The organism is Microbacterium esteraromaticum, assembly GCF_028747645.1.
GTDB lineage: Bacteria > Actinomycetota > Actinomycetes > Actinomycetales > Microbacteriaceae > Microbacterium > Microbacterium esteraromaticum_C.
Genome location: NZ_CP118100.1, coordinates 2,832,371 through 2,852,718, shown reverse-complemented (window position 1 = coordinate 2,852,718; position 20,348 = coordinate 2,832,371). Strand labels below are relative to the sequence as shown.

The 20,348-nt window shown below is 68.6% G+C and carries 18 protein-coding genes; 16 read left to right on the top strand and 2 right to left on the bottom strand.

The window, feature by feature from the left end:
• Positions 1-3: 3 nt before the first annotated feature.
• The 10 genes from PTQ19_RS13710 (at position 4) to PTQ19_RS13665 (ending at position 11,630) form a co-directional block, all read left to right on the top strand.
• The gene (locus tag PTQ19_RS13710; protein WP_274367733.1) at positions 4-1,194 is read left to right on the top strand and encodes a bifunctional 2-methylcitrate synthase/citrate synthase; all 1,191 of its coding nucleotides are present in this window, start codon (positions 4-6) and stop codon (positions 1,192-1,194) included.
• Entirely contained in the window at positions 1,194-2,375 is a 1,182-nt protein-coding gene (locus tag PTQ19_RS13705; RefSeq protein WP_274367732.1) for a thiolase family protein, read from the top strand. Before PTQ19_RS13710 ends, PTQ19_RS13705 begins: the two co-directional genes overlap by 1 nt.
• Positions 2,376-2,461: 86 nt before the next feature.
• A complete protein-coding gene (locus tag PTQ19_RS13700) occupies positions 2,462-3,298 on the top strand; it encodes a pyruvate, water dikinase regulatory protein (protein ID WP_274367731.1) in 837 nt (278 codons plus the stop codon).
• A 22-nt stretch (positions 3,299-3,320) separates the two neighbouring features.
• A complete protein-coding gene (gene ppsA / locus PTQ19_RS13695) occupies positions 3,321-5,726 on the top strand; it encodes a phosphoenolpyruvate synthase (RefSeq protein ID WP_274367730.1) in 2,406 nt (801 codons plus the stop codon).
• 283 nt (positions 5,727-6,009) lie between these two features.
• Positions 6,010-6,453 (top strand): hypothetical protein, encoded by a 444-nt coding sequence (locus tag PTQ19_RS13690; protein ID WP_274367729.1) that lies wholly within the window; start codon positions 6,010-6,012, stop codon positions 6,451-6,453.
• 140 nt (positions 6,454-6,593) lie between these two features.
• A complete protein-coding gene (locus tag PTQ19_RS13685) occupies positions 6,594-8,096 on the top strand; it encodes a CoA-acylating methylmalonate-semialdehyde dehydrogenase (protein WP_274367728.1) in 1,503 nt (500 codons plus the stop codon).
• Between the two features lie 9 nt (positions 8,097-8,105).
• A complete protein-coding gene (locus PTQ19_RS13680; protein ID WP_222446847.1) occupies positions 8,106-9,302 on the top strand; it encodes an acyl-CoA dehydrogenase family protein in 1,197 nt (398 codons plus the stop codon).
• Positions 9,299-10,201, top strand: a complete 903-nt coding sequence (gene mmsB, locus PTQ19_RS13675; protein ID WP_274367727.1) for a 3-hydroxyisobutyrate dehydrogenase — start codon at positions 9,299-9,301, stop codon at positions 10,199-10,201. Before PTQ19_RS13680 ends, mmsB begins: the two co-directional genes overlap by 4 nt.
• 191 nt (positions 10,202-10,392) lie before the next feature.
• Positions 10,393-11,184 carry an enoyl-CoA hydratase-related protein gene (locus PTQ19_RS13670; protein ID WP_179409862.1) on the top strand — a complete coding sequence of 264 codons (792 nt, stop codon included), beginning with the start codon at positions 10,393-10,395 and terminating at the stop codon, positions 11,182-11,184.
• An 8-nt stretch (positions 11,185-11,192) separates the two neighbouring features.
• Positions 11,193-11,630: a putative immunity protein gene (locus tag PTQ19_RS13665; protein ID WP_179409863.1), complete on the top strand. Its 438-nt coding sequence runs from the start codon at positions 11,193-11,195 to the stop codon at positions 11,628-11,630.
• A gap of 116 nt (positions 11,631-11,746) precedes the next feature.
• Here the strand turns inward: PTQ19_RS13665 and PTQ19_RS13660 are convergent, their stop codons facing one another.
• Positions 11,747-12,283, bottom strand: coding sequence for a MarR family winged helix-turn-helix transcriptional regulator (locus tag PTQ19_RS13660; protein WP_206551122.1), 537 nt, complete (start codon positions 12,281-12,283; stop codon positions 11,747-11,749).
• 114 nt (positions 12,284-12,397) lie between these two features.
• On the opposite strand from PTQ19_RS13660, the gene PTQ19_RS13655 reads away from it, so the two are divergent.
• From PTQ19_RS13655 to pntB, 5 genes are all read left to right on the top strand, one after another.
• Positions 12,398-13,171, top strand: a complete 774-nt coding sequence (locus PTQ19_RS13655) for an electron transfer flavoprotein subunit beta/FixA family protein (RefSeq protein WP_274367726.1) — start codon at positions 12,398-12,400, stop codon at positions 13,169-13,171.
• Position 13,172: 1 nt separating this feature from the next.
• Entirely contained in the window at positions 13,173-14,141 is a 969-nt protein-coding gene (locus tag PTQ19_RS13650; protein ID WP_274367725.1) for an electron transfer flavoprotein subunit alpha/FixB family protein, read from the top strand.
• Positions 14,142-14,143: 2 nt separating this feature from the next.
• Positions 14,144-15,814 (top strand): cytochrome b/b6 domain-containing protein, encoded by a 1,671-nt coding sequence (locus PTQ19_RS13645; RefSeq protein WP_274367724.1) that lies wholly within the window; start codon positions 14,144-14,146, stop codon positions 15,812-15,814.
• A gap of 180 nt (positions 15,815-15,994) precedes the next feature.
• Positions 15,995-17,551 (top strand): Re/Si-specific NAD(P)(+) transhydrogenase subunit alpha, encoded by a 1,557-nt coding sequence (locus tag PTQ19_RS13640; RefSeq protein ID WP_274367723.1) that lies wholly within the window; start codon positions 15,995-15,997, stop codon positions 17,549-17,551.
• Complete coding sequence (gene pntB / locus PTQ19_RS13635; protein ID WP_274367722.1) at positions 17,548-18,948, top strand: Re/Si-specific NAD(P)(+) transhydrogenase subunit beta; 1,401 nt, start codon at positions 17,548-17,550, stop codon at positions 18,946-18,948. Before PTQ19_RS13640 ends, pntB begins: the two co-directional genes overlap by 4 nt.
• Positions 18,949-19,111: 163 nt before the next feature.
• Here the strand turns inward: pntB and PTQ19_RS13630 are convergent, their stop codons facing one another.
• Positions 19,112-19,618 carry a GNAT family N-acetyltransferase gene (locus tag PTQ19_RS13630; RefSeq protein WP_179409870.1) on the bottom strand — a complete coding sequence of 169 codons (507 nt, stop codon included), beginning with the start codon at positions 19,616-19,618 and terminating at the stop codon, positions 19,112-19,114.
• Between the two features lie 119 nt (positions 19,619-19,737).
• On the opposite strand from PTQ19_RS13630, the gene PTQ19_RS13625 reads away from it, so the two are divergent.
• A complete protein-coding gene (locus PTQ19_RS13625) occupies positions 19,738-20,298 on the top strand; it encodes an acyl-CoA thioesterase (protein ID WP_206821597.1) in 561 nt (186 codons plus the stop codon).
• Positions 20,299-20,348 lie beyond the last annotated feature (50 nt).

Here is a 20,348-nt window from a genome sequence, read left to right as displayed (position 1 = left end):
GGAATGAGCGAGACCGAGATCAAGAAGGGGCTGGCCGGAGTCGTCGCCGATGTGACGGCGATCAGCAAGGTCAATCCCGAGACCAACAGCCTGCTGTATCGGGGCTATCCCGTGCAGGAGCTCGCGGCCACCCAGCCGTTCGAGGCGGTCGCCTACCTGCTGTGGCACGGCGAGCTGCCCACGGCCGCACAGCTGGCAGACTTCCGCGCGACCGAGCGTGCGCACCGTGCGCTTCCGCCCAAGGTGAAGGCGGCGATCGACGCGCTGCCGCTCGACGCGCACCCGATGGACGAGGTGCGCACCGCCGTCAGCGTCATCGGTGCGATCGAGACCGCGGGCACCGGCAATGTGCTCGATGCCGTCGGCACCCCCGAGCAGAACCTGCAGCGCAGCCTGCAGCTGTTCGCCGTGCTGCCGGCGATCGTCTCGTACGGTCAGCGTCGCCGCCGTGGGCAGGCGATGATCGATCCGCGCGACGACCTCGACTACGCGGCGAACTTCCTGTGGCTCACGTTCGGCGAAGAGCCCGACCCGGTCGTCGTCGACGCGTTCAACCGCTCGATGATCCTGTACGCAGAGCACTCCTTCAACGCCTCGACCTTCACCGCCCGGGTGATCACCTCGACGCTGAGCGATCTGTACTCGGCCGTCGTCGGTGCGATCGGTGCGCTGAAGGGGCCACTGCACGGTGGCGCCAACGAGGCCGTCATGCACATCTTCGATGAGATCGGATCGGCCTCGGAGGTCGTCGGCTGGCTGGATGCCGCCCTCGCCGAGAAGCGCAAGATCATGGGCTTCGGGCACCGCGTGTACAAGCGCGGCGACTCGCGCGTGCCCACCATGAAGGCGGCGCTCGACACCCTCGTCGCGCACTACGACCGCCCCGATGTCGCCGAACTCTACGAGACGCTCGAGAACGAGTTCGTCTCGCGCAAGGGCATCTACCCGAACCTCGACTACCCGTCGGGCCCGGCGTACAACCTGATCGGCTACGACACGCTCACCTTCACGCCGTTGTTCATCGCCGCGCGCATCACCGGATGGACCGCGCACGTCCTCGAACAGCAGGCCTCGAACGCGCTGATCCGCCCGCTGTCGGCGTACGTCGGTGTCGATGAGCGCCACATCGCCGAGTACGTGCCTGACACGGCGGCGATCGATGTGCAGGAGCGCGCCGAGGAAGCCGCGGGCTGATGAGCACCGAGGCCGTCGTCGTCGATGTGGTCCGCACCCCGGTGGGGCGCGGAAAACCCGGCGGGATGCTGTCTGACGTGCATCCGGTCGATCTGGCCGCCGGCGCGCTGCAGCAGATCCTCGAGCGCAACGGCCTCGAGTCGGGGCAGATCGACGACGTGCTGCTGGGCTGCGTCAGCCAGGTCGGCGACCAGTCGATGAACATCGCCCGTCAGGCCGTGCTCGCCGCGGGGTTCGACGAGCGCGTGCCCGCGACGACGATCGACCGCCAGTGCGGGTCGAGTCAGCAGGCCGTGCACTTCGCTGCCGCCGGGATCATGGCCGGCGAGAGCGACATCGTGGTCGTCGGGGGAGTGGAGTCGATGAGCCGCGTGCCGTTGGGCTCGTCGGCCACCGGTGGTTCGCCGATGTCGCCGCGCCTGCGCGCGCGGTATCCCGAGGGCCTGGTGAACCAGGGCGTCAGCGCCGAGCTGATCGCCCAGCGCTGGGGCTTCGACCGCGACCGACTCGACGCGTTCGCCGCCGAGTCGCACCGCCGGGCGGCGCAGGCGTGGGCGGACGGGTTCTTCGACCGCACGGTGGTCGCCGTGCCGGAGGCACCGGATGCCCGCATCGATGAGACGGTGCGGGCCGGCACCACAGCAGAGAAGCTCGCCGGCCTTCCGGCGTCGTTCCGCACGGATGCCCTGGCCGAGCGCTTTCGCGAGCTCGACTGGCGCATCACGCCGGGCAACTCGTCGCCGCTCACCGATGGGGCCTCGGCTGCATTGATGATGAGCGCCGACCGTGCCGAGCAACTCGGATTGCGTCCGCGGGCTCGACTGCGCGCCTTCGACGTGGTCGGGGACGACCCGCTCATGATGCTCACCGGACCGATCCCCGCGACGCGCCGGGTGCTGGAGCGCGCCGGGCTCGAAATCTCGGACATCGACGCGTACGAGGTCAACGAGGCGTTCGCCTCGGTGCCGCTGGCCTGGGCCGCCGAGCTCGGAGCCGATCCCGACCGGCTCAACCCGCGCGGCGGAGCGATCGCGCTGGGGCACGCGCTGGGCTCATCGGGCACGCGCCTGCTCGGCACGCTGCTCGACCATCTCGATGAGACGGGTGGCACGCTCGGGCTGCAGACGATGTGCGAGGGCGGCGGCATGGCCAACGCGTTGATTGTGGAGCGCCTCGCGTAGCGCAGTTCTTCACAAATCGTAAAACCACGAAAACCTTCGGGTGAATTCGCTGGTAAGGGGGCATGTTCCTTCCATACGGTGGGAACGTGCCCCCTACTGATTCCGCGCCCGTCGCCGGTACGCGTGCTGCGTACTTCGTCTCGGACAGCACCGGAGTCACCGCAGAGACGCTCGGCAACGCACTGCTGGCGAACTTTCCGGGCATCCGCTTTCTGCGGCACACGATCCCGTTCGTGCTCACCGACGCCGAGGCGCGCTCGGTCGTCGCGAGCATCGACACAGACGTCGCGCGCGGACACGACCCCCTGCTGTTCATCACCGTGAAGAACGCCCAGCTGCGCGGCATCCTCAGCGCCTCGGGCGCGACGGTCATCGACCTGCTCGCCGGCCACCTCACCGAGCTCGAGAACGCTCTCGGCGTGACGGCCTCCGAGCAACTCGGCAACTACCACGGCCTCGGCGACACCGACCGCTACTTCGCACGCATGCGTGCTGTCGAGTACGCCATCGAGCACGACGACGGGCAGAGTTCGCGCGCTCTCGACCAGGCCGATGTCGTGATCATCGCGCCGTCGCGCTGCGGCAAGACGCCCACCACGATGTACCTCGCCCTGCAGCACGGGCTGCGCGTCGCGAACTACCCGCTCACCGACGACGACTTCGGCAGCGAGGCGCTGCCGCGTCCGATCGCGAAGTACGGCCCGCGCTGCTTCGGGCTCACCACGACGCCGCTGCGCCTGAGCCAGGTGCGCCACGAGCGCCGCCCCAGCTCGCGCTACTCCAGCCTCGAGCAGTGCACGCTCGAGCTGCGCCGCGCCGAAGACCTCTACCGCCGACACCGAATCCCGTTCCTGAACTCCTCGACAAAAAGCGTCGAGGAGATGTCCGCGGTCATCATGCAGACCATGAAGCTGCGTGCGTGACCCGAGCGAAAGTAGCAGCGCTATGAGCAACATCCTGTGGTTCCACGAGGTCACGATGACGGACCTCCCCCAGGTCGGGGGCAAGAACGCCTCGCTGGGCGAGATGGTCTCGCACCTCTCGGATCTCGGCGTGCGCGTCCCCGGCGGATTCGCGACCACAGCCGACGCCTATCGGGCCTTCCTCGCCTCGGACGGGCTCGACACCCGCATCCGTGAGGCCGTCGAGGCGATCGACGTCGACGACGTCACCCAGCTCACCCGCGTCGGTGCGACGGTGCGCGAGTGGATCGAGCGGCAGCCCCTTCCGGCGGACATCGAGAACGACATCCGCGCCGCTTACGCGCACCTCGTCGAGAACGACCCGACCCCGGATGCCGTCTCCTGGGCCGTACGGTCATCGGCGACCGCCGAAGACCTGCCGGATGCCTCGTTCGCCGGCCAGCAGGAGACCTTCCTGAACATCTCGGGGATCGAGAACATCCTGCAGGCCGTCACGCAGGTCTTCTCATCGCTGTACAACGACCGGGCCATCGCGTACCGCGTGCACAACGGCTTCGACCACCACGACGTCGCGCTCTCGGTCGGCGTGCAGCGCATGGTGCGCTCCGACATCGGGGCATCCGGTGTCATGTTCACCGTCGACACCGAGTCGGGCTTCGAAGACGCCGTGTTCATCACCAGCTCGTACGGTCTGGGCGAGGCCGTCGTGCAGGGGGCGGTGAACCCGGACGAGTTCTACGTGTACAAGCCCGCGCTGGCGGCGTCGCGACCGGCGATCCTCAAGCGGGCGGTGGGTGAGAAGGCCGTCGCGATGCGCTACACCGACAGCGCGCAGGTGGGCGGCACGACCGTCTTCGAGGACGTCCCGGCCGCCGAGCGCCGGCTGCTGAGCATCTCGGATGTTGAAGTCGAGGAACTCGCCCGCCACGCCGTCACGATCGAACAGCACTATGGCCGCCCGATGGACATCGAGTGGGCCCGCGACGGCGTCGACGGCCGCCTCTACATCCTGCAGGCGCGCCCCGAGACGGTGGTCTCGCGCACGGACGCCAACGTCATGCGCCGATTCGTGCTCGGTGAGCGCGCCGAGGTGCTCTCGACCGGCCGTGCGATCGGGCAGAAGATCGGCTCGGGCGCGGTCAGCGTGCTGCGCTCCCTCGACGATATGGCGGCCTTCCGTGCGGGCGACGTGCTGGTCGCCGACATGACCGACCCCGATTGGGAGCCGATCATGAAGAAGGCCTCGGCGATCGTCACCGACCGCGGCGGCCGCACCTGCCATGCTGCGATCATCGCGCGCGAACTGGGCATTCCTGCCGTCGTCGGCACGGGGGACGCCACCCGGGTGCTTACCGACGGCCTCGACGTCACCGTGTCGTGCGCCGAGGGCGACGACGGGTTCGTCTACCGCGGCCTGCTCGAGTACCGCGAGGAAGAGACGCAGCTCGATCGGATGCCCGAGGTACCGGTCAAGATCATGATGAATGTCGGCACTCCCGATCAGGCGTTCTCGTTCTCGCGTCTGCCCAACCGGGGCGTGGGGCTGGCCCGGTTGGAGTTCATCATCAACCGCCAGATCGGCATCCACCCCCGCGCGCTGCTCGAGTACGACGCCCTGCCCGCCGATCTTCAGGCGCAGGTCGCTGAGCGCATCGCCGCCTACCCGTCGCCGCGGGAGTTCTTCGTGCAGCGCGTGACCGAGGGTATCGGCATGCTGGCCGCGGCGTTCGCGCCCGAGCCGGTGATCGTGCGGATGAGCGACTTCAAGTCGAACGAGTACGCCAACCTGCTGGGCGGGGAGCGCTACGAGCCGCATGAGGAGAACCCGATGATCGGGTACCGCGGTGCCTCGCGGTACATCTCGCCCGAGTTCCGCGAGTGCTTCGACATGGAGTGCGAGGCGATCCGCCGCGTGCGCGACGACATGGGCCTGCAGAACGTCAAGGTCATGATCCCGTTCGTGCGCACCGTCGCCGAGGGTGCCGCGGTCGTCGAGATGCTGGCAGCAAACGGACTGCGCCGGGGTGAGAACGGTCTTGAGGTCGTGATGATGTGCGAGGTGCCCTCGAACGCGCTGCTGGCCGATGAGTTCCTCGATCACTTCGACGGGTTCTCGATCGGGTCGAACGACATGACCCAGCTCACGCTCGGGCTCGACCGCGACTCGGCACTGGTCGCATCCACCTTCGACGAGCGCGATCCAGCCGTCAAGAAGATGCTCGCGATGGCGATCGAGGCGTGCCTGCGTCGCGGCAAGTACGTCGGCATCTGCGGGCAGGGCCCGTCGGATCACCCCGACCTCGCGGACTGGCTGCTCGACCAGGGCATCGAGTCGATGTCGCTGAACCCCGACACCGTCGTCGAGACATGGATGCGCCTGGCGGCGCGATCGGCGGATGCCACGGCGCAGCCGGCATCCGATTCCTGAGACGGAAGAGACCCCCGCCGACCCGATTCGGCGGGGGTCTCGCGGTCTGAGACCGCGGCGGGAGGCTGCGACCGCACTCACCGCGGCGCGAGTTCCGACGACACCCGATTCCGATCTGTCTTCCGTCGCGCGGGTTCTTTTCTAGAGGGCGCAGGTGGCCGGTGGGTGTACGGCGGGCGAACTCCTGACGAGTCTTCGTGCACAGGCGGGCGGTTCCGAGGAGTTGTCCACAATGGGGCGAATCCGGTTACGCGGGCGAGGCGCGCGCGACAGTGTGGTGCGCATGGAAACTCAGCAATCGCCGCGAGACCGCGTGCTGCACACCGACGACCAACTGCGCGACATGATCGAGCTCCTGCTGCGCAAAGCGAAGCAGCGACAGTTCTGGCTGCTGTTCATCGACGAACGCGGCTGCCTCGGCGATCCGCTCATGCCGATGGCCGACTATCCCGAGGACCCGGGCGAGAGCGTGCGCGTCGACGACCTCGGTGAGGTATCGCACGGTCATCTGCTCATGCACCGCATCGGGTCCATGCGCGAGATGACCGGCAACGCCCAGGTCGTGCTGGTGTGGGAGCACCCCGGACTGCACGAGCCGCGCGAGGTCGACCGGGCCTGGGCGCGTGCGATGGCCGAGCAGGCTGAGGCGCTCGACGTCCCGCTCCGGGCGCAGTTCACGCTGTTCGAGCGGGGTGTCCGGCAGATGCATCCTGACGACTACGTCTGAGTCGGACGGCCTCTCAATCGGAGGCCCGCTGAACGTCGAGGGAGCGCCCTCAGTGGATTTACTAGGGCTCCCTAGTAAATCCACTGAGGGCCGAGTATCATGACACTGTGCCAAAGAAGGCACAGAGGAGAGTCAGCACAATGACCCGAATGATCCCCCACTTCGTAGGCGGAAAGCACGTCGACCCGACCGGTGGACGCGTCGCCGACGTGTTCGACCCGAGCACAGGAGCCGTGCAGGCCCACGTGCCGCTCGCCTCGGCCGACGAGGTGCGCGCCGTGATCGCGAACGCCGAGGCCGCACAGGCCGAATGGGCCGCGACCAACCCGCAGAAGCGCGCCCGCGTGCTGATGCGCTTCGTCGAACTCGTCAACCGCGACATGGACGACCTCGCCCGCCTGCTCTCCAGCGAGCACGGCAAGACCTTCGACGACGCCAAGGGCGACATCCAGCGCGGCATCGAGGTGATCGAGTTCTGCATCGGGGCACCGCACCTGCTCAAGGGCGAGTACTCCACCGGTGTCGGCGCCGGTATCGATGTCTACTCGATGCGTCAGCCGCTCGGCGTCGTGGCCGGCATCACCCCGTTCAACTTCCCCGCCATGATCCCTCTCTGGAAGGCGGGCCCCGCCCTGGCATCCGGAAACGCGTTCGTGCTCAAGCCCAGTGAACGCGACCCCTCGGTCCCCGTGCGCCTTGCCGAGCTGTTCCTCGAAGCGGGCCTGCCCGCCGGAGTGTTCAACGTCGTCCACGGCGACAAAGAGGCCGTCGACGTGCTGATCAGCGACCCGCGCATCCAGGCGGTCGGCTTCGTCGGCTCCACGCCGATCGCCGAGTACATCTATACGACCGCGATCAGCAACGGCAAGCGTGCCCAGTGCTTCGGCGGCGCCAAGAACCACATGATCGTGATGCCCGACGCCGACCTCGACCAGGTCGCCGATGCCCTGATCGGCGCCGGCTACGGTTCGGCCGGTGAACGCTGCATGGCCATATCGGTCGCGGTGCCGGTGGGTGAAGAAACCGCGGATGCCCTCGCCGCCAAGCTCACCGAGCGCGTCGCCGCTCTGAACGTCGGCCCGTCGCTGTCTGAGGGCGCCGACTACGGGCCGCTGGTCAACAGCGCCGCCGTCGAGCGGGTCACCGGCTACATCCAGCAGGGCGTCGACCAGGGCGCGACGCTGCTCGCCGACGGTCGGGGATTCACCGTCGGCGGGCACGAGGGCGGCTTCTACCTGGGCCCCACCCTGTTCGACCACGTCACCACCGACATGGCGATCTACCGCGAGGAGATCTTCGGGCCCGTGCTCGTGATCGCCAGAGCGGCCGACTACGAGCAGGCGCTGGCGATGGCATCCGATCACGAATTCGGAAACGGCGTCGCGATCTTCACCCGCGACGGCGACGCCGCGCGCGACTTCGCCGCGCGCGTGAACGTCGGAATGGTCGGCGTGAACGTGCCGATCCCCGTGCCGATCGCGTACTACACCTTCGGCGGCTGGAAGCGCAGCGGGTTCGGCGACCTGAACCAGCACGGCGCCGACGCCTTCCGCTTCTACACGAAGACCAAGACGGTGACCAGTCGTTGGCCCTCGCACGGCGTGCGCGACGGTGCCAGCTTCGTGATCCCCACCATGAACTAGGAACACACGATGACCATGATCAACACCTCCGTCACCGCCGAAGAGCGCGAGGCGATCCTCGACGCCGTGCGCGAGTTCACCGAGACCGAGCTGGCGCCGCACGCCGCCGAGCGCGACGAGAAGCACATCTTCCCGCGGGAGTCGCTGCACCGGGCCGGTGAGCTCGGGCTGGGCGGTATCTACGTCCGCGAGGACTTCGGCGGCACCGGGCTGGGCCGCGTCGACACCGTGGCGATCTTCGAGGAACTCGCCAAGGGCGACCCGGCCGTGGCCGCGTACATCTCGATCCACAACATGGTCGCCTGGATGATCGACACCTACGGTGACGACGCCCAGCGCGCGCAGTGGCTCCCGCCGCTCACCGCGATGGAACAGTTCGGCGGCTACTGCCTGACCGAGCCTGGCGCCGGGTCGGATGCCGCCAACATCACCACCAGCGCGACGCGCGACGGTGACGACTACCTGATCACGGGCGTGAAGCAGTTCATCTCGGGCGCGGGCGAGGCCGGCGTGTACGTGGTGATGGCCCGCACCGGCGAGCCGGGCGCCAAGGGCATCAGCGCCTTCCTCGTGCCGGGCGATGCCGACGGCCTGAGCTTCGGCGCGCACGAGAAGAAGATGGGCTGGCACGCGCAGCCGACCCGTCCGGTGATCCTCGACGGTGTGCGGGTGCCGGCATCGGCGATGCTCGGCGACGAGGGGCGAGGATTCGCAATCGCGATGTCGGCGCTCAACGGTGGCCGGCTCAACATCGCCGCCTGCTCGCTGGGCGGCGCGCAATGGGCGCTCGAACGCGCCGTGCAGTACGTGCACGAGCGCGTCGCCTTCGGCGAGCCGCTCGCCGAGAAGCAGTCGATCCTGTTCGCAATCGCCGATATGCGCACCGACCTGCAGGCCGCGCGCCTGATGGTGCGCGATGGTGCGCAGGCGGTCGACGAGAAGGCGCCGGATGCCACGATGCGCTGCGCCATGGCCAAGCGCTTCGCCACCGACGCCGGCTTCGACGTCGCCAATCGGGCCCTTCAGCTGCACGGCGGCTACGGGTACCTTCAGGACTACGGGATCGAGAAGGTCGTGCGCGACCTGCGCGTGCACCAGATCCTGGAAGGGACGAACGAGATCATGCGACTCATCGTCGGACGCGAGATGCTGCGTCCTGCGGGATCAGCCTCGCAGCAGCGGGCTCAGGCGCGGAGCGCCTCATGACCGCGTCGGCATCGAAGAAGGTCGCCTTTCTCGGCCTCGGCCACATGGGCCTGCCGATGGCGCTCAACCTCGTGAAGGCCGGGCACGACGTGCGCGGATTCGACCTGGTGCCCGCCGCGGTCGACGCCGCGCGTGATGCGGGCATCCCGGTCGCGGACAGTGGTGCGGATGCTGTCGCCGGCGCCGACGTCGTCATCACGATGTTCCCCGCCGGGCGGCACGTGATCGCCGCCTATCAGGACGAGCTGCTCGCCGCTGCCGCGCCGGGCACGCTGTTCATCGAGTCGTCGACCATCGCCGTCGATGAGGCTCGCACCGCGCACGAGCTGGCGCTCGCCGCCGGCCACCGGAACATCGACGCGCCGGTCTCGGGCGGCGTGGTCGGCGCCGAGAACGGCACCCTCGCGTTCATGGTCGGCGGGTCGGATGCCGATTTCGCCGACGCGCTGCCGTTGCTGGAGGCGATGGGCAAGCGCATCGTGCACTGCGGCGGGCCGGGTCTGGGGCAGGCCGCGAAGGTCTGCAACAACATGGTGCTCGCGGTGTCGCAGATCGCCGTCGCCGAGGCGTTCGTGCTGGGTGAGCGGCTGGGGCTGGAGCACCAGGCGCTGTTCGATGTCGTCTCGCAGGCATCGGGGCAGTGCTGGTCGATCACGACGAATTGCCCGGTGCCGGGGCCGGTACCGACGAGCCCGGCGAACCGCGACTACCAGCCGGGTTTCGCGGGCGCGCTGATGGCCAAAGACCTGGGGTTGGCGCTGCAGGCGATCGAGCAGACGTCGACGGATGCCAGGATGGGCCGACTCGCCCAGCAGATCTATGCCGCGTTCGCCGCCGGCGACGGCGCCGCCCGGGACTTCTCGGGCATCATCACCGACATCCGAGCCACCGACTCCTGACCCGCCCCCGCACTTCGCTGCTCCACGCCCCGCGGCATCCGTCTATTCGTCACAAAACGCCCCTATTCGGGCCGAATAGTCGGGGTTTGTGACGAATAGACGGGAGCGACGTGGGGAGGGCGGAGTGCGCGCGGGGGCGCGAGGGACTGAGATACTGGAAGCGCCGCAGGGACGCGGCGGAGGGAGCGCACATGCCTGAAGGAAACGTCGCCGAGTACGAGACGATCATCGTCGAACAGCGAGGACGGGTGGGCTGGATCACCCTCAACAGACCCGAGGCGCTCAACGCCCTCAACGGCCTCGTGTCCGAAGAAGTGGCCGCGGCCGCCGAGATCTTCGACGCCAGCGATGAGATCGGCGCGATCGTCGTCACCGGATCCGAGAAGGCGTTCGCCGCCGGGGCCGACATCAAAGAGATGGAGTCGAAGACGGCATCCGAGATGCTCGACACCGACCACTTCGGCGCCTGGACCCGCTTCGCGGCCGTCCGCACACCAGTGATCGCCGCCGTCTCGGGGTACGCGCTGGGCGGCGGATGCGAACTGGCGATGATGTGCGACATCATCCTCGCCGCCGACTCGGCACGCTTCGGTCAGCCCGAGATCAACCTCGGTGTCGTGCCGGGCATGGGCGGCACCCAGCGCCTCATCCGCGCGGTCGGGTACTACAAGGCCGCCGAACTGATTCTGTCGGGACGCATGATCGCCGCCGACGAGGCCGAACGCATCGGCCTCGTGTCGCGCGTCGTTCCGGCATCCGATCTGCTCGCCGAGGCGACGACGCTCGCCGAGACGATCGCGTCGAAGTCGCTGCCGTCGCTGTACGCGGCGAAGGCGACGTTGGATGCTGCCATGGAGACGACCCTCGAGGCGGGACTTGCCGTCGAGAAGCAGCAGTTCGCCGCTCTGTTCGACACTGCAGATCAGAAGGAGGGGATGGCCGCTTTTCGACAGAAGCGCCCCCCTCACTTCCAGCACCGATGAGATCGACCGTGAACAGCCAGCCCGACGACGCAGACCTCAGACTCTCCGAGCACGATCGCCGCGAGCTGGTGGAATGGACCGTGGCCTGCGCAGAGCGGATGCTGCCGTTCTTCCTCGAAGAACGGCCCGACGACCTCAGACCCCGCGAGGCGCTCGACGCGGCGCAGGCGTTCATCCGCGGAGAACTCGCGATCGACGAGGTACGCGAGCGGTCGTTCGGTAGCCACGCGGCCGCGCGCGAGGCGTCTGAGGCGTCGGCCATTGCCGCGGCGCGGGTGTGTGGGCAGGCCGCGGCTGTCGCGCACATGGCCGGGCACGCCCGCCAGGTGCCGCGGTACACGGCCAAGGCGTTCCCCGGCGACCGTGAGCGGCGCGACGAGGAGCTCGCCTGGCAGCGTCAGCGTGTGCCTGAGCGGTTCGACCAGTACGTGTACGAGGGCGACTGAGCACGCCCTCCCGGTGAGAAACCACTTCCCGTTTGAGAAACCACGTCACACGTGGTTTCTCAAACGACAGATGGTTCCTCGGCGGTGTGGCCAGCGGCCAGAGCGGCCAGAGCGGCTCAGAGCGGCTCGGGCAGTGGGCGTGGGTCGGTGAAGTCGCCGGCGTTCTTGCGTAGCCGCGCGACGATGCCGACCAGTTCCTTGGCGTCGTCGGCGGCCAGCCCGGGCGAGGAGAACACCTCGGTGTTCAGCGCGGCAGTGGCACGCTCGACGAGATCGCGGCCGGCATCGGTGAGGGTCAGCAGTGCGGCGCGGCCGTCGTGCGGGTGCGGATCACGGCGCACCAGTCCGTCGCGCACGAGGCGCTCGGCCGTGCTCGTCAGGCTCGTAGCGTGCACCTGCAGCCTGGCCACGACGCTCGACAGCGGCAGGGTGCCCGTGCGACTGAAGGCGAGCAGACGCAGCACCTCGTAGCGCGCGAAGGTCACGCCGAAGGGCTTGAGTGCTGCATCCACTCGTGCGAGCAGCAGCTGCTGGGCGCGCATGATCGAGGTGACCACGGCCATGCCCTCGGCGGCATCGTTCCAGCCGTGCGCGAGCCATTGCCGCTTCGCCTCGGCGAGCGGATCGATGGGAAGAGGGCGGGGGCGGGCCATAGAGCCACGGTATCGGGTCGCCATCGAGTCCGGCTGATACTCAATTTCACCGGCTGCGGAACTGAATCTCAGGTACGCTCGCAGGTAGACTCGAATCCGGCGTAAGGAGGCTCGATGAAGATCTATGTCCTGGTGAAAGAAGTGCCAGACACCTACGGTGACCGAAAGCTCGATCTCGAGACGGGACTGGCTGATCGTTCGGGTGATGTCGTGCTGGATGAGATCACCGAGCGTGCTCTCGAAGCCGCGCTCTCGTACGCCGACAAGAACGCCGGCACCGAGGTGGTCGCCCTCTCGATGGCGCCGGAGTCGTCGGCAGCATCCGTGCGTCGTGCCCTGGCGATCGGCGCGGCATCTGCCGTGCACGTCGTCGATGAGGATCTGCGCGGCGCCGACCTCACGCTGACCGCAGAGGTGCTCGCCGCCGCGATCCGCCGCGGTGAGCCCGACCTGGTCATCACCGGCAACCTCTCGACCGACGGCTCCGGCGGTGTCATCCCCGCCATGCTCGCCGAGCACCTCGGGTTCGCGCAGGCGACGGCGCTCAGCCAGATCGAGATCTCCGACGCACAGGTCGTCGGCACCCGTACCGGCGACGACGGCACGCAGCAGATCACCGCGGCACTGCCCGCGGTCATCTCGATCACCGAGGCGCTGCCCGACGCGCGCTTCCCCAACTTCAAGGGCATCATGGCGGCTAAGAAGAAGCCGCTCGAGGTGCTCTCGCTGGCCGACCTGGGTGTCTCGGCGGATCCCGCTCTGGCGCCCCGCGCGATCATGACGACGGTCGCAGAGAAGCCCCCGCGGGCGGCCGGTGTCAAGATCACCGACGAGGGCGACGCCGCCGCTCAGCTCGTCGAGTTCCTCGCACAGAACAGGCTGGTGTGACATGGCGTACCCCGCGAACCCGCTCCTCGTCCTCGTCGACGTCGACCCCGCCGGCAATGCCGCCAGCAGCACGGCGGCGCTCATCGGTGCGGCATCCACCATCGGCGCTCCCGTCGCGTTGATCGTCGGTGGCAGCCCCGCCGCGGCGGATGCCGCCGCAGCGGCCGGAGCGCAGGTCGTGCTCACGGCCGCCGGCGACGCCGGCAAGCTGACCGTCCCGGTCGTCGACGCGCTGCAGGCCGCCTATGCACAGGTGAAGCCCGATGCCGTGCTGATCTCGAACTCGATCGCCGGCCGCGATGTCGCCGGACGTTTCGCCGTGCGCGAGAAGCTCGCCCTGTCGGTGGATGCCGTCGGCGTCTCCCGCGACGATGAGGGCGTCACCGCCCAGCACTCCGTCTACGGCGGCTCGTTCCTCACCGATTCGGCCCCGACCTTCGGCGCCCCGGTCATCACCGTCCGTCAGGGCGCTGTGGATGCCCGCGCCGAGGCCGCCGACCTCGCGATCGAGGAGCTCACGGTCACCGCGTCCGATGCGGTCGCCGCAAGTGCCGGAGAGATCGTGGCCGAAGAGAAGACCTCGTCGCGTCCCGAGCTGCGCGGTGCCGCTCGAGTCGTCTCGGGCGGCCGTGGCCTGGGCTCGAAGGAGAAGTTCGTTCTCGTCGAGCAGCTCGCCGACACGCTGGGTGCCGCCATCGGCGCCTCGCGGGCGGCGGTCGACGCCGGGTACATCCCCTATGCGCATCAGGTCGGTCAGACCGGCGTCTCGGTGTCGCCGCAGCTGTACATCGCGCTCGGTATCTCGGGCGCGATCCAGCACCGCGCCGGCATGCAGACCGCCAAGACGATCGTCGCGATCAACAAGGACGGCGAGGCGCCGATCTTCGACGTCGCCGACTTCGGCATCGTCGGTGACGTCTTCACTGTGGTGCCGCAGCTGATCGAGGCGCTCGAAGCGCGGAAGAACTAACCATGGGAACGCGGATGCTGCGCCGCGGACTGCCGCGGATCAACGGCGGAGAGCCCTGGCCTCCCGTCACCGAGGTGACCGTCGAGGGCGCTGAGAACGTGAACGAGATGCCGGTCGTGGAGGCTGTTGCCGCCGCGCCAGCGCCGGTGGAGTCCGCTCCCGCCGCGCCCGCGGCCGAGCCGGGTGCCACATCGGTCGGCGCTGCGGTGCCGAGCGCTGCTCCGGCGACCGCCGTCGCCCCGACCGCCGTAGCACCGAGCGCCAGTCTGCGCCGTGGTCTGCCGCGCGTTGCCGGGGGAGAGCCCTGGCCGCCGGCATCCGCTGCTCCGGCACCTGCTGCTCCGGTACCTGCTGCTCCGGTACCTGCTGCTCCGGTACCTGCTGCTCCGGCACCCGCGATGGCCGCCCCCGCCCCGGTTGTGACCGAGGCGCCCGAGCCGGCCGTCGCCCCGGTGGCGGCTACCGCTCCAGAGGCGACCGCCGTAGCCACCGCGCCGGGCGCCGAGCTGCGCCGCGGCCTGCCGCGTGTCGCCAGCGGTGATCCGTGGCCGCCCGCCGGTACCGCTTCGGTCGCCGCGGTTGCCGCGTCATCGGATGCTGTCGCCGAGGCTGCGGTGACGGAAGCCCCGTCCACCCAGACTGCGGTGGTCGTAGCATCCGACCGCCCCGACCTGTCGACGCCGCTGCCGTTCACCCGCACCGTCTGGCAGGGACGCGCGCCGCGGCAGGCTTCGCAGCCCGTCGCGCAGCCCTCGAAGCTGCGCCCGACGTGGCCGCAGGCCATCGGTGGACTGCTGGGTCTCGCCTCGCTCGGTCTGCTGGCCGCGGCCGGGGTGTTCCTGATGCGGGCGTTCCTCACTCTGCCGTTCATGCAGGACTTCCTGGCCGCCTACCCCGGCGAGTACCACCCCGCGTTCGAGACCGAACCGGGCTTCGCGCCGTGGGTCAACTGGGCTCACTTCTTCAACATCTTCCTGATGGTGCTGATCATCCGTTCGGGGCTCGGGGTGCGCACCGAGAAGCGGCCCACCGTGTTCTGGGCGCCGCGCGGCAACAGCAAGGGCAAGATCAGCCTGACTCTGTGGTTCCACCAGTCGCTCGACATCCTGTGGATCGTCAACGGAGTGATCTTCGTGGTGCTGCTCATCGTCACCGGCCACTGGGCGCGCATCGTGCCCACCAGCTGGGAGGTCTTCCCGAACGCGCTGTCGGCCCTGCTGCAGTACATCTCGCTCGACTGGCCGACTGAGAACGGCTGGGTGAACTACAACAGCCTGCAGCAGCTGGCGTACTTCACGACGGTGTTCATCGCCGCGCCGCTCGCGGTGGTCACCGGGTTCCGTATGTCGGGGCTGTGGCCGAAGAAGGCCGAGAAGCTGTCGAAGGCGTACCCGGTCGAGTGGGCGCGTGCGCTGCACTTCCCCGTCATGCTGTACTTCGTGGCGTTCATCATCGTGCACGTCGCGCTGGTGTTCCTCACCGGTGCGCTGCGCAACCTGAACCACATGTTCGCTGCGCAGGGCTCGGTCGATGGCATCGCCTATGCGGATGTCTGGACCGGTTTCTGGGTGTTCGTCGGAGCCATGGTCGTGGTCGCTGCCGGCTGGTTCGCCGCTCGCCCGCTGGTGCTGGCGCCGATCGCGAAGCTGTTCGGGCAGGTGTCCGGGCGCTGACGCCACGCATTTCTTGAGAGGCCCCCGTGCTGAGCACGGGGGCCTCTCGCTTTCTCCATTGATCAATTTCGCCTGATTTTCAGCGGTCACAGAGCAGATTTCCCCTCATTCCTTCTCGAACGGTCAGTAGTCTGAGCAAAACGCTGAGGCCGACAGTGATGTCGGGACGGAAGGATCGCAGTGACGCAGATCGGAATCGTGCGGGAAGGCCCGGAGGAGACACGTGTCTCTGCCACCCCAGCCACCGTGCAGACCCTGAGAAAGCTCGGCTACGAAGTGGCCGTCGAGAGCGGGGCGGGCGAGCGATCGTCGTACCCGGATGACGAGTACCGGCAGGCCGGTGCGACGATCGTCGCACCGGAGCAGGCGTGGCGCAGCCCCGTCGTCCTCAAAGTGAACCCGCCATCGGATGCTGAAATCGACGCCCTGGCCGACGAAGCCACCCTGATCGCGCTGCTCTCACCCGCACTCAAACCCGAACTGATCGAGAAGCTCGCCCAGCGTGGGATCACGGCGCTTGCCCTTGACGCGGTTCCGCGTATCTCGCGCGCGCAGTCGATGGACGTGCTCAGCTCGATGGCCAACATCTCGGGCTACCGCGCCGTCGTCGAGGCCGCCCATGAGTTCGGCCGGTTCTTCACCGGGCAGGTGACGGCGGCCGGCAAGGTACCGCCCGCGAAGGTGCTCGTCGCCGGTGCCGGCGTCGCCGGACTCGCCGCGATCGGAGCAGCATCCAGCCTCGGCGCCATCGTGCGCGCCACAGATCCGCGACCCGAGGTCGCCGACCAGGTGTCGTCGATCGGCGGCACCTACCTGGCCGTCGACGTCGCGGTCGAGAAGTCCACCGACGGCTATGCCAAGGCCACCAGCGCCGACTACGACCGCCGCGCCGCCGAGATCTACACCGAGCAGGCCGCCGACGTCGACATCATCATCACGACGGCACTCATCCCGGGGCGCGCAGCGCCGCGCCTCATCACAGCATCCGACGTCGCGCAGATGAAGCCGGGCAGCGTGATCGTCGACATGGCCGCCGCGCAGGGCGGCAACGTCGAGGGTTCGGTGGCGGGCGAGCGCGTCGTCACCGACAACGGCGTGATCATCCTCGGCTACACCGACCTCGCCTCGCGGCTGGCCGCGCAGGCCTCGCAGCTGTACGGCACCAACGTCGCCAACCTGGTCGCGCTGCTCACCCCGGGCAAGGACGGCACGCTCGCCATCGACTTCGACGATGTCGTGCAGCGCGCGGTCACCGTGGTGCGCGACGGTGAGGTCACCTGGCCACCACCGCCAGTGCAGGTCGCCGCCGCGCCGGCCCCGGCGGCACCCGCCGCCTCTGCAGCACCCGTTCCCGAGCCCAAGAAGATGAGCGCCGGCAAGAAGATCGCGCTGATCGTCGTGGGCATCGCCGCGCTGTTCCTCGTGAACGCGTTCGCACCCGCGCCACTGCCGCAGCACTTCACCGTGCTGATGCTCGCCGTCGTCGTCGGCTTCTACGTCATCGGCAAGGTGCACCACGCGCTGCACACCCCGCTGATGTCGGTCACCAACGCCATTTCGGGCGTCATCGTCGTCGGCGCGATGCTGCAGGTCACCGACGCCAACCCCATCGTGCAAGCCCTCGCCGCCGTCGCCGTACTGGTCGCGAGCATCAACATCTTCGGTGGATTCGCCGTCACCCGCCGCATGCTCAGCATGTTCACGCTCGGCAAGACGACAGGGGGCGACCACAAGTGACCGTCGACGCACTCGCCGGCGCGGCCTACATCGCCGCCGCCCTGCTGTTCATCCTGAGCCTGGCCGGGCTCAGCCGCCACGAATCCGCCCGTGCGGGCGTCGTCTACGGCATCGTCGGCATGACGATCGCCCTCGGCGCCACTCTGGCGCTCACCGTCGCCGACGCCTGGGGCGGCAGCGGTGCCGCCCTCGGCCTGAGCCTGCTCGCCGTCGGTGTGCTGGTCGGTGCGGCGATTGGCCTGTGGCGCGCCAAGGTCGTGAAGATGACCGAGATGCCGCAGCTTATCGCCCTGCTGCACAGCTTCGTCGGCCTTGCCGCGGTGCTGGTCGGATGGAACGGCCACCTCTCGCACGCGTCGATCCCGGCCGAACTGGTCGACATCCACAACGCCGAGGTCTTCATCGGCATCTTCATCGGTGGTGTGACCTTCACCGGCTCGATCGTGGCGTACCTGAAGCTGTCAGCCAGGATGTCGTCACGTCCGCTCGTGCTGCCGGGCAAGAACCTGCTCAACGTCGGCGCGCTGATCGCGTTCGTCGTGCTGACGGTGTGGTTCGTGCTCGACCAGCAGCTCTGGCTGCTGGTGGCGGTGACCCTGCTGTCGTTCGCCCTCGGCTGGCACCTGGTGGCCTCGATCGGCGGCGGCGACATGCCCGTCGTCGTCTCGATGCTCAACAGCTACTCGGGCTGGGCGGCGGCTGCGGCCGGCTTCCTGCTGAACAACGATCTGCTCATCGTCACCGGCGCGCTGGTCGGATCGTCGGGTGCGTACCTGTCGTACATCATGTGCAAGGCCATGAACCGGTCATTCCTGTCGGTCATCGCCGGAGGCTTCGGAATCACAGCATCCGCCTCCGACGACGTCGACCACGGCGAGCACCGCGAACTCAACGCCGAGGCCGCTGCCAGCCTGCTGTCGCAGGCGCAGTCGGTCGTGATCACCCCCGGCTACGGCATGGCGGTCGCACAGGCCCAGTACCCCGTCGCCGACCTGGTTGCGAAGCTGCGCGAGCGCGGCGTCGACGTGCGCTTCGGTATCCACCCCGTCGCGGGGCGCCTGCCGGGGCACATGAACGTGCTGCTGGCCGAGGCGAAGGTGCCGTACGACATCGTTCTGGGCATGGACGAGATCAACGACGACCTCGCCTCGACGAGCGTCGTGCTGGTGATCGGTGCCAACGACACGGTCAACCCGGCCGCCGCCGAGGACCCGGGCAGCCCGATCGCCGGCATGCCCGTGCTGCGGGTGTGGGAAGCCGAGAACGTGATCGTGTTCAAGCGGTCGATGGCCGCGGGCTACGCGGGCGTGCAGAACCCGCTGTTCTTCCGCGACAACGCCCAGATGCTGTTCGGCGACGCCAAGGAACGGGTGGAGGACATCATCCGGGCGCTGTGACCCGGCATCCGCCCCGCCCCGGTCCGGGCCGGACCCGGTCCCGGGCCAGGCCTCGGCCTAGGATCGCCGACACCCCCACCTGACGCCGAGACCCCCTGCTGCAGACGTCTGCAGCAGGGGGTCTCGGCGCGAACACGGGGTGTCGGCGCGAAGAGAGAAGCGCTCAGCGCACGAAGCGCACCTCGGTCAGCGTCTCGCCGAGGAAGGGCTCGGTGTGGCTCGCGCCGTCGAGCGAGAATCCGTTGCGGGCGTAGAAACGGTGCGCCCGGGGGTTGTCCTCGGCGACCCACAGGTACAGGGGCTCTTCCTTCTCGACGGCCGCGTCGAAGAGCTGCTGGCCGATGCCGGTGCCGTGGTACTCGTCGAGCAGATAGATGAAGTACAGCTCGCGGAACGCGGGGGCATCCTTGTCGCGCGCAGGCCCCGAGCCGACGAAGCCGACGATCTCGCCGTCGACGAGTGCGGCGCTCATCTTGAAGTCCTCGCCCTGACGGGCCCAGTTCGTCCAGAGCTCGGCCATGCGGCGCGGTGAGATGCGCTCCAGCGCCGCCTTGCTGATCAGGTGGTCATAGGTCTCGTGCCACGTCTGCGCGTGCACGCGACCGAGGGCTTCCGCATCCACGTCGCGGACCGGACGGACGATGATCTCGGGCTGGGCTTCGGCGCTCATGCCGCGACTCTACGCTCGAGGGCCCAAGAGGTGAAATCGGCCCGTCACACACCCCCTCGTGTGTGGAAACCCGCCAACGAAGTTGGGACATGCATCGTGGATCACTACTATCGCCCCTTGTGAATGTGATCTGGCGCACCCTCCTCGTGATCTTTCAGGCGCGGCGGCGCGTGCGCCGCGACGGCACACTCGGCCCCACCGACGTGGGTACGGTCCGGCTCACCACACTGCCCACCGACATCGACATCCTGCGGCACATGAACAACGGCCGGTACCTGTCACTGTTCGACCTGGGCCGTTGGGACCTGCTGATCCGCACCGGCCTGTTCGACTCCATGAAGCAGCGCGGCTGGTACGCCGTCGTCTCCAGTGAGACCGTCACGTTCCGCAAGTCACTGGAGCTCTGGCAGCGCTTCGACGTCGAGTCGCGCATGATCGGGCACGACGACAAGGCGGTCTTCCTCGAGCACCGCGCCGTCGTCGACGGCGAGGTCTATGCCCGCGTGATCGTACGGGCGCGGATGCTGCGACGCAGCGGTGGCACGGTGAGCCACGAAGAGCTCTTCGCCGCCGTGGGGCGCCCCGAGGGCATTCCCGACATCGAGGAGTGGATCCACGACTGGGCCGCGGCGGTCGCCCTGCCGCCGACGAAGGCGCCCGCGCCCAGCACCTGGAACTGACACGGCGCGCATCACCCGCCCCTGACGCCGGCACGCGCCTAGTGTGGACA

Bases quoted from the DNA above. Each gene is read 5' to 3' on its own strand.
- PTQ19_RS13670 (WP_179409862.1), top strand. From the start codon at position 10,393: ATGCCTGAAGGAAACGTCGCCGAGTACGAGACGATCATCGTCGAACAG.
- PTQ19_RS13705 (WP_274367732.1), top strand. From the start codon at position 1,194: ATGAGCACCGAGGCCGTCGTCGTCGATGTGGTCCGCACCCCGGTGGGG.
- PTQ19_RS13660 (WP_206551122.1), bottom strand. From the start codon at position 12,283: ATGGCCCGCCCCCGCCCTCTTCCCATCGATCCGCTCGCCGAGGCGAAG.
- PTQ19_RS13685 (WP_274367728.1), top strand. From the start codon at position 6,594: ATGACCCGAATGATCCCCCACTTCGTAGGCGGAAAGCACGTCGACCCG.
- PTQ19_RS13650 (WP_274367725.1), top strand. From the start codon at position 13,173: ATGGCGTACCCCGCGAACCCGCTCCTCGTCCTCGTCGACGTCGACCCC.
- PTQ19_RS13710 (WP_274367733.1), top strand. From the start codon at position 4: ATGAGCGAGACCGAGATCAAGAAGGGGCTGGCCGGAGTCGTCGCCGAT.
- PTQ19_RS13655 (WP_274367726.1), top strand. From the start codon at position 12,398: ATGAAGATCTATGTCCTGGTGAAAGAAGTGCCAGACACCTACGGTGAC.
- ppsA (WP_274367730.1), top strand. From the start codon at position 3,321: ATGAGCAACATCCTGTGGTTCCACGAGGTCACGATGACGGACCTCCCC.
- PTQ19_RS13645 (WP_274367724.1), top strand. From the start codon at position 14,144: ATGGGAACGCGGATGCTGCGCCGCGGACTGCCGCGGATCAACGGCGGA.
- PTQ19_RS13630 (WP_179409870.1), bottom strand. From the start codon at position 19,618: ATGAGCGCCGAAGCCCAGCCCGAGATCATCGTCCGTCCGGTCCGCGAC.
- PTQ19_RS13690 (WP_274367729.1), top strand. From the start codon at position 6,010: ATGGAAACTCAGCAATCGCCGCGAGACCGCGTGCTGCACACCGACGAC.
- PTQ19_RS13680 (WP_222446847.1), top strand. From the start codon at position 8,106: ATGACCATGATCAACACCTCCGTCACCGCCGAAGAGCGCGAGGCGATC.
- mmsB (WP_274367727.1), top strand. From the start codon at position 9,299: ATGACCGCGTCGGCATCGAAGAAGGTCGCCTTTCTCGGCCTCGGCCAC.